At 61.8% G+C, this 13,895-nt stretch carries 16 protein-coding genes; 13 read left to right on the top strand and 3 right to left on the bottom strand.

Annotation, left to right across the window (positions count from 1 at the left end; genetic code table 11):
- The first annotated feature begins 57 nt into the window (after window positions 1–57).
- From THIX_RS12015 to THIX_RS11960, 12 genes are all read left to right on the top strand, one after another.
- Window positions 58–504: a universal stress protein gene (locus THIX_RS12015; protein WP_112486422.1), complete on the top strand. Its 447-nt coding sequence runs from the start codon at window positions 58–60 to the stop codon at window positions 502–504.
- Window positions 505–533: 29 nt separating this feature from the next.
- Window positions 534–1,532: an HlyD family secretion protein gene (locus THIX_RS12010; protein ID WP_199195283.1), complete on the top strand. Its 999-nt coding sequence runs from the start codon at window positions 534–536 to the stop codon at window positions 1,530–1,532.
- A complete protein-coding gene (locus THIX_RS12005; protein WP_112486421.1) occupies window positions 1,529–2,470 on the top strand; it encodes an ABC transporter ATP-binding protein in 942 nt (313 codons plus the stop codon). Before THIX_RS12010 ends, THIX_RS12005 begins: the two co-directional genes overlap by 4 nt.
- Window positions 2,467–3,423 (top strand): ABC transporter ATP-binding protein, encoded by a 957-nt coding sequence (locus tag THIX_RS12000; protein ID WP_112486420.1) that lies wholly within the window; start codon window positions 2,467–2,469, stop codon window positions 3,421–3,423. Before THIX_RS12005 ends, THIX_RS12000 begins: the two co-directional genes overlap by 4 nt.
- A complete protein-coding gene (locus tag THIX_RS11995; protein ID WP_112486419.1) occupies window positions 3,420–4,556 on the top strand; it encodes an ABC transporter permease in 1,137 nt (378 codons plus the stop codon). The genes THIX_RS12000 and THIX_RS11995 overlap by 4 nt, the downstream gene beginning before the upstream one ends.
- 4 nt (window positions 4,557–4,560) lie before the next feature.
- Window positions 4,561–5,694: an ABC transporter permease gene (locus tag THIX_RS11990; protein ID WP_112486418.1), complete on the top strand. Its 1,134-nt coding sequence runs from the start codon at window positions 4,561–4,563 to the stop codon at window positions 5,692–5,694.
- A 211-nt stretch (window positions 5,695–5,905) separates the two neighbouring features.
- Window positions 5,906–6,586: a Bax inhibitor-1 family protein gene (locus THIX_RS11985; RefSeq protein ID WP_112486417.1), complete on the top strand. Its 681-nt coding sequence runs from the start codon at window positions 5,906–5,908 to the stop codon at window positions 6,584–6,586.
- Window positions 6,587–6,646: 60 nt separating this feature from the next.
- Window positions 6,647–7,207, top strand: a complete 561-nt coding sequence (locus tag THIX_RS11980; protein ID WP_112488334.1) for a general stress protein — start codon at window positions 6,647–6,649, stop codon at window positions 7,205–7,207.
- A 114-nt stretch (window positions 7,208–7,321) separates the two neighbouring features.
- A complete protein-coding gene (locus THIX_RS11975; protein WP_146748530.1) occupies window positions 7,322–7,672 on the top strand; it encodes a hypothetical protein in 351 nt (116 codons plus the stop codon).
- Window positions 7,673–7,734: 62 nt separating this feature from the next.
- On the top strand, window positions 7,735–8,199 hold the full coding sequence (locus tag THIX_RS11970) for a universal stress protein (protein ID WP_112486415.1): 465 nt from the start codon (window positions 7,735–7,737) through the stop codon (window positions 8,197–8,199).
- 62 nt (window positions 8,200–8,261) lie between these two features.
- Window positions 8,262–10,265: a protein-L-isoaspartate(D-aspartate) O-methyltransferase gene (locus tag THIX_RS11965; protein WP_112486414.1), complete on the top strand. Its 2,004-nt coding sequence runs from the start codon at window positions 8,262–8,264 to the stop codon at window positions 10,263–10,265.
- Window positions 10,262–10,351, top strand: coding sequence for an SHOCT domain-containing protein (locus THIX_RS11960; protein WP_112486413.1), 90 nt, complete (start codon window positions 10,262–10,264; stop codon window positions 10,349–10,351). The genes THIX_RS11965 and THIX_RS11960 overlap by 4 nt, the downstream gene beginning before the upstream one ends.
- Window positions 10,352–10,502: 151 nt before the next feature.
- On the opposite strand, the gene THIX_RS11955 is transcribed toward THIX_RS11960, so the two are convergent.
- From THIX_RS11955 to THIX_RS11945, 3 genes are all read right to left on the bottom strand, one after another.
- Window positions 10,503–10,949, bottom strand: a complete 447-nt coding sequence (locus tag THIX_RS11955; RefSeq protein ID WP_112486412.1) for an Hsp20/alpha crystallin family protein — start codon at window positions 10,947–10,949, stop codon at window positions 10,503–10,505.
- Window positions 10,950–11,092: 143 nt separating this feature from the next.
- Window positions 11,093–11,695, bottom strand: a complete 603-nt coding sequence (locus THIX_RS11950) for a hypothetical protein (protein WP_112486411.1) — start codon at window positions 11,693–11,695, stop codon at window positions 11,093–11,095.
- Window positions 11,696–11,705: 10 nt separating this feature from the next.
- Complete coding sequence (locus THIX_RS11945; protein WP_112486410.1) at window positions 11,706–13,049, bottom strand: class I SAM-dependent methyltransferase; 1,344 nt, start codon at window positions 13,047–13,049, stop codon at window positions 11,706–11,708.
- Window positions 13,050–13,345: 296 nt separating this feature from the next.
- Between THIX_RS11945 and THIX_RS24600 the strand changes: the two genes are divergently transcribed.
- Window positions 13,346–13,564: a helix-turn-helix domain-containing protein gene (locus tag THIX_RS24600; protein WP_112486409.1), complete on the top strand. Its 219-nt coding sequence runs from the start codon at window positions 13,346–13,348 to the stop codon at window positions 13,562–13,564.
- Window positions 13,565–13,895 lie beyond the last annotated feature (331 nt).

Genomic DNA, 13,895 nt, shown 5'->3' with positions numbered 1-13,895 from the left:
AACTTCACACACATTCACCGTTTCATATCGTGCGTTGCAAAACCGAAGCCCAACGCCATGTACACCCATATTTTTGTCGCCATTGACAGCAGCCAGGTCTCCGATGTAGCTCTGCGACACGCCATTCGTCTCGCCAAGGATCAAGGTGCGCAGCTCCATATTGCCCATGTGATCGATATTCTGGACATGACCTGGGCCATGCCCGATATTTTGGACACTTACCGGGAGCAGGGCCAGATCTTGCTCAATCGCGCCCTGGATCTGGCCCGGCAAGCCAGTGTGCCGGCAACGACCAGCTTGCTGGAAACCGGCGTGGTGGGCAACAGACCCGCCGAAGTTCTGACGCAGCGGGCGCAGGAAGTAGCGGCCGATCTCGTCGTGTTGGGTAGCCATGGCTATCGTGGCTTGAGCCACTTTTTCCTGGGCAGTGTGGCCGAAGGGGTGGCTCGCTTGTCCCGGGCGCCGGTGCTGATCGTTCATGGGCCGGGTTCGTCGGGCAACTGAAGCGAAATCAACATCGCGGAATCGCCATCATGCTGTCCAGTCGCCGCTTGGCATTCACCGGACTTGTCGTGGTCCTGGCCGTGCTCAGCCTCCTGCTCTGGCTGTGGGCACCCGCCCGCGAATTCGTGTTCGGTCCGGCGCAGGCGCCGAATCGCATCGTCGTGTCGGGCAATATCGAGGCGCACCAAAGCGTACTGAGCTTCACCAATGTGCAGGCGACGATTACCGAACTGCCTTTCGACGAAGGGAAATTCGTCCAGGCAGGCACAGTGCTGGCGCGGGCCGACGACAGCGTCTACCGGCAGCAGCTGGCCATCGACGAGGCGGCGCTCGACGCGTCTTCCCGACAGGTGTCCGTCAACCGCAGCAACTTGGCTGCCGCCCAAAGCACGGTGACGAGCGACAGGCTGGACCTGGCCGAAAAGCGGCGCGACCTGGCGCGCGACGCGGCGCAACTCCTATCCGGTTCCGTTTCGCGCCAGACCTACGATTTGGCCGTAACTGCAGCGGGCCAGTCGGCTGCTGTGCTGGCGCGCGACGAAGCCCTGATCAATGTCGCGGCGAACAACATCAGTTTGGCCGAGGCCAACCTCAAAACCGCGCAGGCCAAGGTGGCGCTGGACCGCATCACTTTGGCGCACACCACGCTCAAGGCGCCGTTCAGCGGCGTGCTCGCGGTGCGGCAGGCCGAACTGGGCGAGATGGCCGGACCCGGCGTGGCCATCTTCACGCTCGACGATCTGAACCATGTCTGGTTGCGCGCCTACGTCAACGAGCAGGATCTCGGCGGCGTGCGCCTGGGCGAAGCGGCTGCTGTGACCACCGACACCTATCCCGGTCATGTCTATCACGGACGTATCGGTTTCATCGCCTCGCAGGCTGAGTTCACGCCCAAGACGGTGGAAACCCACGCCGAGCGGGTAACACTGGTCTACCGCGTTCGTATCGACATCGACAACCCAACCCACGAACTGCTGCCGGGCATGCCGGCCGAAGCCTCGATCATCTTGCTGCCTGCCGGAAAATGAGCGCGAACGCGGTCGAGTTCGCCGTGCAGGTGCGCGCGTTGAGCAAAAGCTTCGGTCCGGTGCATGCAGTTCGCGGCATTGAATTCAGCGTGGAGCCGGGCGAGATCTTCGGCCTGGTCGGCCCCGACGGCGCAGGCAAAACCACCACCATGCGCATGCTCGCCGGTGTGCTGCGCCCGGATGCGGGCGGCGTCCTGGTCGATGGGATCGATGTGGCCGCCGAGCCCGAGGCCGCCAAACTACACCTGAGCTATATGCCGCAGCGCTTCGGGCTGTACGACGACCTGACCATCGCCGAAAACATTTTTTTCTATGCCGAGCTGTTCGGCGTGCCGCGCAAGCAGCGCCTGGCGCGCAGCCAGGAACTGTTGCACGCTGCCGGCCTGGCGGGGTTCGAGCGCAGGCTGGCCGGGCAGCTCTCGGGTGGAATGAAGCAGAAACTCGGCCTGATCTGTGCGCTGATCCACACGCCGCGCGTGCTGCTGCTCGACGAGCCCACCACGGGCGTCGATCCGGTTTCGCGGCGCGACTTCTGGGCCATCCTCTACAACATGCGCGAAAGCGGCGTGGCCATCCTCATGGCGACCGCCTACATGGACGAGGCTGAACGTTGTTCGCGTCTGGCGCTGTTCCACGAAGGTGAAATCCGCCATTGCGACACGCCGGCGCGGCTCAAGGCCTCCATGCCCGGCGCGCTGTTGGCCATCACCGCGGCGCAGCCGCGCGCTCTGCGGGACGCCTTGGCAGGCCGGCCTGGCGTATTGGGCGTGCTGCTGATGGGTGACCGAGTCCATGTACGAGTGGACGATACCGGCCGCCGCATCCCCGAACTGCGCATGCTGCTGGCGGCGCAAGGCGTGCCGGATGCGCAGATCGAACCCACCGAGCCGGGAATCGAGGATGTCTTCGTGGCATTGCTGGGGGCGCCGCAAGCATGAATGCCACCATTCAAGCGGCGGTCGCCGCACATGGTCTGACCAAGCGTTTCGGCACGTTCACCGCGGTAGACCATCTTGACTTGTCCATCGCCCGCGGCGAGGTGATGGGTTTCATTGGACCGAACGGTGCCGGCAAGTCCACCGCCATCCGCATGTTTTGCGGCCTGCTCACACCCAGCGCGGGCGGCGCCACGGTGGCCGGGTTTGATGTCGGCAGTCAGTCGCAAGCGGTGCGCGAGCACATCGGTTACATGTCACAGAAATTCTCGCTCTACGACGATCTGACGGTACGCGAGAACCTGCGCTTTTTCGGTGGCATCTACCACGTGCCGCGACACGAGCTGCCCGAACGCATGGCGTTCGCTCTGTCCATGGCCGGACTGAAGGGTCAAAACGATGCACGGGTGGCGACGCTCGCGGGTGGCTGGAAGCAGCGCCTGGCACTGGGCTGCGCCATCCTGCATCGTCCGCCGGTCCTGTTCCTCGATGAGCCGACCTCGGGCGTGGAACCCGCGGCGCGGCGCATGTTCTGGGATCTGATTCACCAGCTCGCTGGCGGTGGTGTCACCATCCTGGTGTCCACCCACTACATGGACGAGGCTGAATACTGCAACCGCATCGCCCTGATCGACCGCGGCAAGCTGGTGGCCATGGGCAGTCCTGGCGAGTTGCGCGCACATGGCCTGGGTGGAGACCTGCTCGAGGTCACCTGCAGCCCGCTGGGCGCAGCCCTCAAGGTGCTGACGGGTGCCCCGGGCGTGGTCGAAGCGGCCATCTTCGGCGACAAGCTGCACGTGGTGCTGGCGTCAGAAGGCCTCGCCCTCGACACGCTGCCGGCGTTTCTGGCCCAGCATGGCATCCAGACGGGACAGACGCGCAAGGTGCTGCCCAGCCTGGAAGACGTGTTCGTGCGCCTGGTGTCGCATGGGCAGGACGCAAGGAACGCGGCATGAACCTGCGCCGCCTGCTGGCCATGGCCTACAAGGAAACGCTGCAGATCTGGCGCGATCCGCGCAGTCTGGCCATCGCGCTGATCATGCCGTTGATGCAGATGGGCCTGCTCGGCTATGGCGTGAGCCTGGACATCAAGCATGTGCCGATGTGCATTGACGACCAGGAAAACAGCCAGATCAGCCGATCCATCGTCAGCGCATTCGACGCCGCCGGCTGGTTTTCCATCAGCAAGGTGCTGCACAGTCAGGCTGGCATCCGCGATGCGATGAACACTGGCGCATGCATCGCGGCGGTGGTCATCCCGGTCAACTTCTCGCGCACGCTGGCCACGACCGGGGCCGCCAACGTGCAAGCGGTATTCGATGCCACCGATGTCAACACCACCAATATTGCACTGGGTTATATCCAGGGCGCGGTGGCGCAGGTCAATGCGCAGGTCCAGACGCAGTGGGCCGCCGCGCACGGCGTGCAGCCTTCGCTGCTCGGCCAGGTTGAGCTGCAGTCGAGTACCTGGTTCAACGAAACGCTCGACAGTCGCAATTTCATCATTCCGGGCGTGGTGGCCGTCATTCTCGCCCTGGTGGGCGCGCAACTGACCTCGCTGACTGTTTCGCGCGAATGGGAACGCGGCACCATGGAGCAGTTGATCTCCACCCCGGTGATGGCGCTGGAGGTCATGCTGGGCAAGCTCATTCCCTATTTCGTCGTCGGCATGGTGGATGCGGCCGTCTGCCTGGGCTTGGCCGTGTTCTGGTTCGGCGTGCCCTTTCGCGGCAGCTTGCTCACCCTGTTTGCCGCGACCGCGCTATTCAGCCTGGTGATCCTCGGCATCGGCTACCTGATTTCGGTACGTGTCCGCAGCCAACTCGGCGCCAGTCAGATTGCCCTGCTCGTGACCCTGTTGCCAACCACGCTGCTGTCGGGCTATACCTTCCCGATCGATCAGATGCCGACCCCGATCCAGGCGCTCACGCTCATCGTCTATCCGCGCTACTACGTCACCATCCTGCGCGGCATTTTTCTGAAAGGCAGCGGCATCATCGACCTGTGGCAACCGCTGTTGGGTCTGGTGATTTTCGCCGTGGTCATCGTCTGGCTCGCAGCGCGCGCCTTCCACAAGCGGCTGGACTAAAGGCATGTTCGAACGCCTGTCCGCGATGTTGACGAAGGAGTTTTTGCAAATCCGGCGTGATCGCTGGGCGATGTTTCGCCTCATCGTGCCGATGATCATCCAGATGCTGGTGTTCGGCTACGCCGCCACGTTCACCGTGCACCATGTCGCCACCGTCGTGCTCGACCTCGACCAGAGCCAGGCCAGCCGCAGCCTGCTCTCCCACTTCGTCGCATCGGGACGCTTTGACGTGGTCGAAGAGGCCAGAACCGATGCCCAGGTCAAGAGCGCCATCGATCACAACGTGGCGCTGATGGCCGTCGTCATCCACGCCGGTTTCCAGCGCGACCTGCAAAACGGCAAGGGCGCACCGCTGCAGGTCATTGTCGATGGCACAAACTCCAACAGCGCGCTGATCGCGCTGGGCTACATCAGTCAGATTGTCATGCAGTTCTCCAGCGACGAGGCCAGCAGGCTATTACCCCCTCACGCCAGCCTCGCTCGACCCGAAATCGGCGTCATGCTGCAAACGCAGCCCTGGTTCAATCCAGGCCTGGAGGATCGCTGGTTTTTCATTCCCGGCGTGATCGGCAGCTTGACCCTGCTGCAGGTGGTGAGCCTGACGGCCTTCGCCATCGTGCGCGAGCGCGAGGTCGGCACGCTGGAACAGATCATGGTCAGCCCGATCCGGCCAATCGAGTTCATCCTGGGCAAGACCATGCCATTCTTTCTCATCGGACTGGGCGACATCGCCTTGGTCAGCACGATTGGCATCTTCTGGTTCAAGGTGCCATTTATTGGCGATCCGCTGGTGATGCTGGCTGGCGCCACGCTGTTCCTGCTGGCGGTGGTCGGTATCGGGTTGCTGCTGTCCACCTTTTCCAAAACGCAGCAGCAGGCTTTCGCGCTCAACTTCTTTTTCGTCAACCCGCTGTTCATTCTCTCGGGTTTCGCCTTCCCGATCGCGGCCATGCCCACGGCCCTGCAGTGGTTCACACTGATCAACCCGCTGCGCTATTTTCTGGTCATCATCCGCGCTGTATTCCTCAAGGGTGTTGGATTTGCGGTGTTGTGGCCCGATCTGGCTGCGATGGCCCTGCTGGCGGCGATCCTGCTCACCGTGAGTGTGCTGCGCTTCCGCTCTTCGCTGGATGCCTGATAGGCGCGTCCCTGCGGTGGCACGCGCGGAGTCACTTCGACATGGGAAGCGTGGGCGGGGTTACATCGTCAAACAAGTCCAACAAAATCCCAGGGTGTTATCTGATGTGCATCAAGGGCAAGCATCGTGAAGCCGCACAAACTTGTTTTCTCGTGTTCCGGTATCTGTCATGGGCCGGATCGCAGACCACAGCATGTGATGGAGTTGGACCATGCCTCGACCATCCTATTTGCCCGAGTTTCCAGGCTCCATGGCCTCCGTCGCCACCCATGAGCTGGTACGCAAAACCTATGCTCTCCTGGCGGCAACGCTGGTGGTGACTGCGGTCGCGGCCATGTTCGGCATGAGCATGGCCTTCCCGTATCAGCACCCCTTCATTCTGATGATCCTGGCGTTCGGTGTGCTGTTCGCCATTCTGTTCACGGGAGCCAAGCAAGGCCCACTCGCCCTCCCGCTGGTCTTTGTCTTCACTGGCCTCATGGGTCTTTCCTTGGGCCCCATGCTGGCGGTCACCCTGCAATTGTCGAACGGCCCCTTGATCGTGGCCGAGTCGGCAATCGGCACGGCTGCAATTTTTGGTGGACTGTCGCTTTATGCCTGGATCTCCAAACGGGATTTCAGCTTCATGGGCGGCTTCCTGTTCGTCGGCTTGATCATCGTGATTCTTGCTGGCATCGCCAATTTCTTCTTGCAAATGCCAGCCCTGCAACTGACCGTGGCCAGTGCGGCGCTGTTCATCTTCAGTGGCTACACCCTGGTCGATACCAGCCGCCTGGTGCGCGGTGGTGAGACCAACCCGATTTTCATCACGGTTTCGCTCTATCTCGACGTGCTCAATATTTTTCTATCCTTGTTGCAAATCCTGTCTTTTCTGCAAGGCCGGCGCCGCTGATGGCGCGGGACTTGTTGCGACACGGCCCACCTTTCACGTTCATCGAATTGAGGAATGATCATGACCCCAACCCAAGACATCGCCGTTGCTGTTTATGATTCCCACATCAAGGCTGAAGATGCCGTCAAAGCCCTGCAGCACGCAGGGTTCGACATGAAAAAGCTGTCCATCGCGGGGCGCGACTACGAAACAAAAGAGCATGTGGTCGGGTTCTTCAACGCCGGGGATCGTGCCAAATTCTTTGGAAAACTTGGTGCCTTCTGGGGTGGCATGGCTGGCCTGTTGCTCGGTGTTGTATTCGTCGTGGTCCCGACGGTCGGGCCCATTGTGGCCCTTGGTCCTTTTGCCGCAGCCCTGGTTTCAACCTTGACGGGCGGAGTGGTCGGCGGCGTGGAGGGCGCGGTCTTCGCTGGCGGTGCTGGGGCGCTGTTCGGCGCCCTGAGTGCGCTGGGCATTCCGAAGGATGCCGTACTGCACTACGAAACCGAGTTGAAGGCCCGCCATTTTTTACTGCTTGTCCATGGCGATCCGAAGGATATGCATCGGGCCAAAGATCTTCTGGCGCAATCCGGCTATCTCTCGTTCACCCACCATCCCAAGGCGCATCCGGCTGCCCAATAAGCGCTGCCAGCGGATCTTCAAGAGAGTGCGTTTTCCTTCAAGTTCGATCAGGGGATTTCAATGTTCAAGAGCACGTCTTTTCAAGTTCGTCGGCCTCTGGTGGCCTTGGTCTGCATGAGCTCCATCTTGGTTTGCGGAGTCGCCTACTCCCAGCCGCGTCCCAGCCTGGCCATCGCCCACCGCTGCGGAGGTGTCGGCGAGGGCAATTTGCAGCAATTGAAACGCCAGGCCCATGACTTCAATTTGGGATTCTGGATGGTCGAAGGGCCGCGTGGCGCCTATCTCGCAGACGTGCCGATCCAAGTCAAAAAAGGTCACAAGACGGTCGCATCCTTTGTGGCGGATGGCCCACTGTGCTACCTCAAGGCACCAGCCGGCTCCTACACCCTGGTGGGCATCTACAAGGGGGAGTTGCGCAGCATCCGGGCACATACCGGCGATATGAATGTCTACCTGCGCTGGTGATGGGGCACGGTGCGTAGCGTAGGTCATGCGGATCTTGACCCAGAAAAATCCGTGAGGAAACCATGTACACGCAAATTTTGGTCGCGGTCGATGGCAGTCCAGTCTCCGAAGCGGCTTTGCAACATGCCATTCGTCTGGCCCAGGAGCAGCATGCCAAGCTCCATTTCGTTCACGTGTTCGACGTCGCAGGCATTCTCTGGGCCGAAACAGACGAGGTGACCGAGGTGGACTTGTTGACCATTTATCGCCATCGAGGCGAAGCCATTCTCAGCCGCGCAGTGGCCTCGGCCAAGCAGGCCGGCTTGGCGGCTACCTCGACGCTGTTGGAAGAGGAGATCATCGGCAAGCGGGTGGCTGAGTTGCTGGCCGACGAGGCCAAGGCGGTGGCGGCCGATCTGGTGGTTCTGGGCAGCCACGGTCACCGTGGCCTGAGCCGTTTGTTTCTGGGTAGCGTGGCCGAGGGCGCAGCCCGCTTGTGCGCCGCGCCGGTCCTGATCGTGCATGGACCTGTGCCGAAGGGCGGATGATCCCGCCGGGAAGCGAGCCAGCGCATTCGATGCACCATTGCTGTATTGCTGTGGAGTAGGCCATGAACAAGCCTGATTTCGCCAAACGGCGCGTCTGGATGGTGCAGCATCACATCGCGCAGCGCGGGGTGCTGGATCCCCTGGTCCTGGATGCGATGTCGACCATCCCACGCGAGATCTTTCTGCCGGAAGATCTGCGGGAGTTTGCGTATGAAGATGCGCCATTGCCGATCGCGGAGGGGCAGACCATTTCGCAGCCGTATATCGTCGCCCTGATGATGGCCGCGCTGGGTTTGAAGGGTGGGGAAAAGGTGCTGGAAATCGGCACCGGCTCGGGTTACGCCGCAGCCGTGCTGTCGCGCATCGCGGCAGACGTCTACACCGTCGAGCGCATTGGCCAACTCGCCGAGAAGGCAGCGTCGCTGCTGACCGATCACGGCTTTCGCAATGTGCATGTGTTGCATGCCGATGGCACGCGAGGCTGGCCGGAGCATGCGCCATTTGATGCGATCGTGGTGGCTGCCGGCAGCTCTGGGGTTCCCGAGTCGCTGAAGGAGCAACTCAAAATCGGCGGCCGCCTGGTGATTCCCGTGGGGGTCGATCAGCGCGTGCAGGAGTTGATCCGGGTCACGCGCATTTCGGAACTGCGCTTCGAGCGCGAGGACGTCGCCGATGTCCGCTTCGTCCCACTGATGGGCGACGAGGGTTGGGGCCCCGACGGCGTGCGCCCGCGCCCGCAGGCCGCGCACATGGAGACGCCTGCCGAGGAGGCCAAGCTGGCCCGGGCCATCGCACGCCAGGTCGAGCCGTTCGATGCGATCGACGACGCGGACCTCGACGGCCTGCTGCAGCGTATCGGCGACGCGCGCGTCGTGCTGCTGGGTGAGGCCACCCACGGCAGTTCGGAGTTCTACCGCATGCGCGCGCGCATCACCCGCGCCCTGATCACCCGCAAGGGTTTCGACTTCGTCGCCATCGAGGGCGACTGGCCCGATGCGGCCAGGGTGGACCATTACGTGCGGCATGCCGCATTCCGACCCTCGGAATGGACCGCGTTTGCCCGCTTTCCCACTTGGATGTGGCGCAACCACGAGGTGCGCGATTTCGTCGACTGGCTACGCGAACACAACGCGGGTCTCGAGCCCGGACAAAGGGTGGCGTTTCATGGGCTCGATCTCTACAGCCTCTACACCTCCATCCAGTCCGTGCTGGATTACCTGGAGCGCGTCGATCCGCCCACGGCGCGGGTGGCACGCGAGCGCTACGGCTGCCTCACGCCCTGGCAGGTCGACCCATCGACCTATGCGCACGCCGCATTGACCCAGCACTACCGCACGTGCGAGAGCGAGGTCGTCTCCATGCTCAAGGAGCTATTGCAAAAGCACGCGGCCTACGCCCGACACGACGGCGAGCGTTTCCTGGATGCGATCCAGAACGCGCGCCTCGTGGCCAACGCGGAGCGCTATTACCGCACCATGTACTACGGCTCCCGCACCTCCTGGAACCTGCGTGACAGCTATATGTTCGAAACCTTGCAGTCCCTGCTGACTTACTACGGGCCGCAGAGCAAGGCGATTGTCTGGGCGCATAACTCCCATGTGGGTGACTCCTCGGCGACCGAGATGTCCCTGCGGGGTGAATTCAACATCGGGCATCTGTGCCGCAACGCCTTCGGCCAGCAGGCCTACAGCGTCGGATTCGGCACGGACAGCGGAAGTGTCGCCGCAGCATCGCAATGGGACGGCCCGATGGAGGTCAAGTCCGTGCGTCCATCCTTGCCGCGAAGCTATGAGCATCTCTGCCATCTGGCTGAAGTGCCGCGGTTCTTTCTGCCCTTGCGCAGGCCAACTCTCCAAGGTTCGCTCGGTGATCTGGCAACCCCTAGGTTAGAACGAGCCATCGGCGTGATCTACCGCCCCGAGACTGAACTGCAAAGCCATTACTTCCAGGCCGTGCTGCCGCAACAGTTCGACGAATACATCTGGTTCGACCAGACCACCGCCGTGTCGCCATTGCAGACGCAGGAGATTGAAGGTTTGCCCGAAACCTATCCCTTCGGGCTTTGAATCTGGACATTCTGAAGGAGCGCTACGCCCGCGGGGACATCGACCGCGAGACCTATGACCGCATGCGGCGCGAGCTGGAAAGCTGAGGCCCGGATCATGAAACCGCTACCGCCCGGCTGGCTGGCTGGCTGCTGCAGCATGTGGACACCTTCACCACACTTTAAACCTCATCCTCAAGAAGAAAACGACACCAGCAGGCCTGATGCGATGTTGGGCAGGGCCTGCCAATGCCATCACCTACTGCACCTTGACCTCAATGCTCTTGGTTTGTGTTTGCGCAGTCTTCGGAATCTGCAACGTCAACACCCCATCCTTGAAGGTTGCCACCGCAGCTTGACTATCAATGTTTTCAGGTAGCGAGAAGCTGCGACTAAAGCTGCCGTAGAAACGTTCGATACGGTGGAAGGTCTTGTCGTTGTCTTCTTTCTCGCGCTTGCGCTCGCCTTCAATGGTGACAACGCCATCGTTGATCATGACCTTGACGTCATCCTTGTGCACCTCGGGGATCTCCGCTTTGATGGTGAACTCCTGGGGGGGTTCCGCGATGTCAACCTGCGGCGACCAATCAACGGCGGTTGCCGGCTCTCCACCCTTTGTCCGCCTTTGCCGCCATCCAACCGCCCGGGTGTAGCGGTCGAACATATCCTCGATTTCCTGCCAAGGATCCCATTGGACGATAGCCATGATGCTTCTCCTTCATACGGGCGCGAAAATTAAAAACGCAGACCACCTGGCCCGTGAAGGGGTCGACGCTGACTCGGAATAGACATGGGCGGGGGTTGGGCATCCACGCCAATCAATGAGCATGGGTTGTGTATGTCCATTGATCAATTTTCTGTCTGAAACTCGGCTCGCCAGTTCAACAACGCCCGGCGTGCCAGAGCAGCCAGCGGCCGCTCTGCCCAGCGCTGGACGCGGGCATGGAGTTGCAATGGTTTGAGCGCCATGCGCACGCCCAGCCCGACTGGATACTGCGTCGCCATGAGTGCAAAGACCCGCTTCATGGCCTCCGGGAACCGGCACTGGAGGAATATGCGCCCCCGGAAGCGCCATGTCGTCGCGTGGCGCAGGGCGATGTCGGCAGCCCTGTGACGCAGTTCAATTGCCCGGCGCCGCAGGGCTGCGATGACCTGCGGTCGGTGAAGGTTCTCGTGTCGCTGGTAGCGCAGGAAGTAGTGGTAGAAGTGTTTGTAGTGCTGCACCTCGTCGTTGCGGATATGCCAGGTCAGCTCGCGCAGCACCGGCTCGCCGCACACGGTGTTGAGCGCCTGGTAATAGGTGGTCGTGCCCATTTCCACGATGCAGCGCGCCACCATTTCCTGGCCGCGCGTGGGCTCGAGTGACCAACGCAAATTCCCGGGATTTTGCACGCCATGCCTGGCCTCGGCTTTGGGGGCGGTGAATGAGTTGGGTCGATCGGATTTCAGCATGATGCAGACCTCATGCAAAGGCGGTGCATTCGGCGTTTGACGGCAATGGTCGTTCTCCCACTTTGGGATTGCCGACCATGTACTCACGATTGAACGGATATTCACTTTGCGCCGCGCGCAGCGTGGTGGCGGGCTCCTGGCGGGTCTCCACCACGCCATCGGGATGCGAGCCCAGCACCTGGAACAGCGAGATCCAGCCCTGCTCGAAGCCCATGGCCGAGCCGGCGAGGTACAGCCGGTAGGCACGCAGAATCTTCTCGGCATGCGTGCCCAGCGCCTGGCGGGCTTCGGCCTCGTGGGCCTCCAGGGCGTCGAGCCAGTGCCACAGGGTCTGGGCGTAGTGGGGGCGCAGGCATTCGGCGTCCAGCGGCTCCAGGCCACCGCGGGCCAGGGTGTCGAGCATGACGCTCACATGCACGAGCTGGCCGCCGGGGAAGATGTACTTCTCGATGAAGTCGCCCATGCCGCCGGCAAGCTGGGGGTTGTCGGTGCCGCCGGCGGTGATGCCGTGGTTCATCACCAGGCCGCCGGGCTTGAGCAGGCGGCGAATCTTGGCGAAGTACAGCGCCAGGCTGGGCCGGCCGACGTGTTCGCACATGCCCACCGAGGCCACTTTGTCGTAGGGCTGGGATTCATCGACGTCACGGTAGTCCTGCAGCAGCATCTTGACGCGCCCCTGCAGCCCCTTGTCTTCGATCAGGCGGTTGACGTAGGCGTACTGGTTCTTCGACAGGGTGATGCCGGTGGCCTGCACGCCGTAGTGCTCGGCGGCCCACAGCAGCAGGCCGCCCCAGCCGGCGCCGATGTCGATGAAGCGCTCGCCGGGCTTGAGCAGGAGCTTCTTGCAGATGTGGTCGAGCTTGGCTTCCTGGGCTGCAGCCAGGCTCATGCCGGGCTGGGCGAAGTAGGCGCAGGAGTAGACGCGCCGGGGGTCGAGCCACAGGGCGTAGAAATCGTCGCAGACGTCGTAGTGGCGCTGGATCTGGGCGGCGTCCTTGGCCCGGCTGTGGTGGCTGCGCTCCCACAGGCTGCGCTGCACGCGGCCGAGCAGGCGGGGCAGGAAGCTGGCGGACTCGCGGGTGGGGTCGGTGCCGAGCAGCGCGGGGGCGACGGCCATCAGGTCGCGCAGCCGGCCTTCGATCTCGAGACGGCCTTCGACATAGTCCTCGGCCAGACGGCCGATGGCGCCTTGCGCCAGGTGCATGAGGGCGCGCATATCGCGCACCACCAGGCGCAGTCGGGGCTGCGCGGCACCAATGCGCTGCCCCCCCGGAAGCTGCACGGAGCACGGCAGCGGCAGGTTGGCCAGGCGCTGCTCTGCCGGCTGCAACAGGAGACGGTGGGACAGGCTCATGACACCTCTTTCTTCAATGTGCTGGTCGATGACATGACGATTGCGGTCAGATCTGGCCTTGGGGCTGTACCGGGGCGCGAAGTCAGCGAATCGATATGGCCTGAAGGCCTCCACAGACCTGAATCCGGCTGTATGACATGCAATGAGACGTGCCGTATCCCATGCTGACGTGGACTCCAACTTGATCTTTCGCGCTGCTTGCAATTGTTCTGAAGCCAGGGCTCGACCCGCTTGGATGAAGAAAAAAAGTGTGAAATAAGTCATAAAGTCTGAACCTTGTTGTGCAATTTTTCTTGATGTGCATCAGATACTGCTATTTTTTTCGCATGACTGATGTTTCGACAGCCAGGAGTCTCCAAAAAGGTTATCTGGGATTGAGGCTAGAGACGGTCAGCCGATTGATGATGCGATTGCATCGGGATGTGCTGATTGAGATCGAGGCGCGTCGGCATCTACGAATCCTCAACCGGGTAGCCTTAACGGCCTTGCTCACACCTCCTGGTGACTGCTTATAGATAAGGCCCAATAAAATATGAACTTTCAGCAAGTTTTTTGATCCATTGATGATGGAAAAGGAAAACGCAAGGAAGCAAACACTGGAGCAACTTCACGAGCGGCGCAAGCAAGTCGTGAGCATCCCAAGCCCCTGGGGGCGCCCGGCGTTCGCGAAGAAACGATCTTTGGGCTACAAGGTGAACGGCAGTGCCGAGATGACCGACAAGTCATTGGTGCGAGCCTGCGGCGTTGTAGGACGCCGTGAGGTGAGCCCGCTCGTGAGCATGGTCCGGGAATCGTCGGCGACAGTGGTGAGCACAGCGATGTGCATCCCGTTTGAGAGATCGAGTC

The organism is Thiomonas sp. X19 (assembly GCF_900089495.1).
GTDB lineage: Bacteria > Pseudomonadota > Gammaproteobacteria > Burkholderiales > Burkholderiaceae_C > Thiomonas_A.
This window is presented reverse-complemented; position numbering and strand designations above follow the sequence as displayed.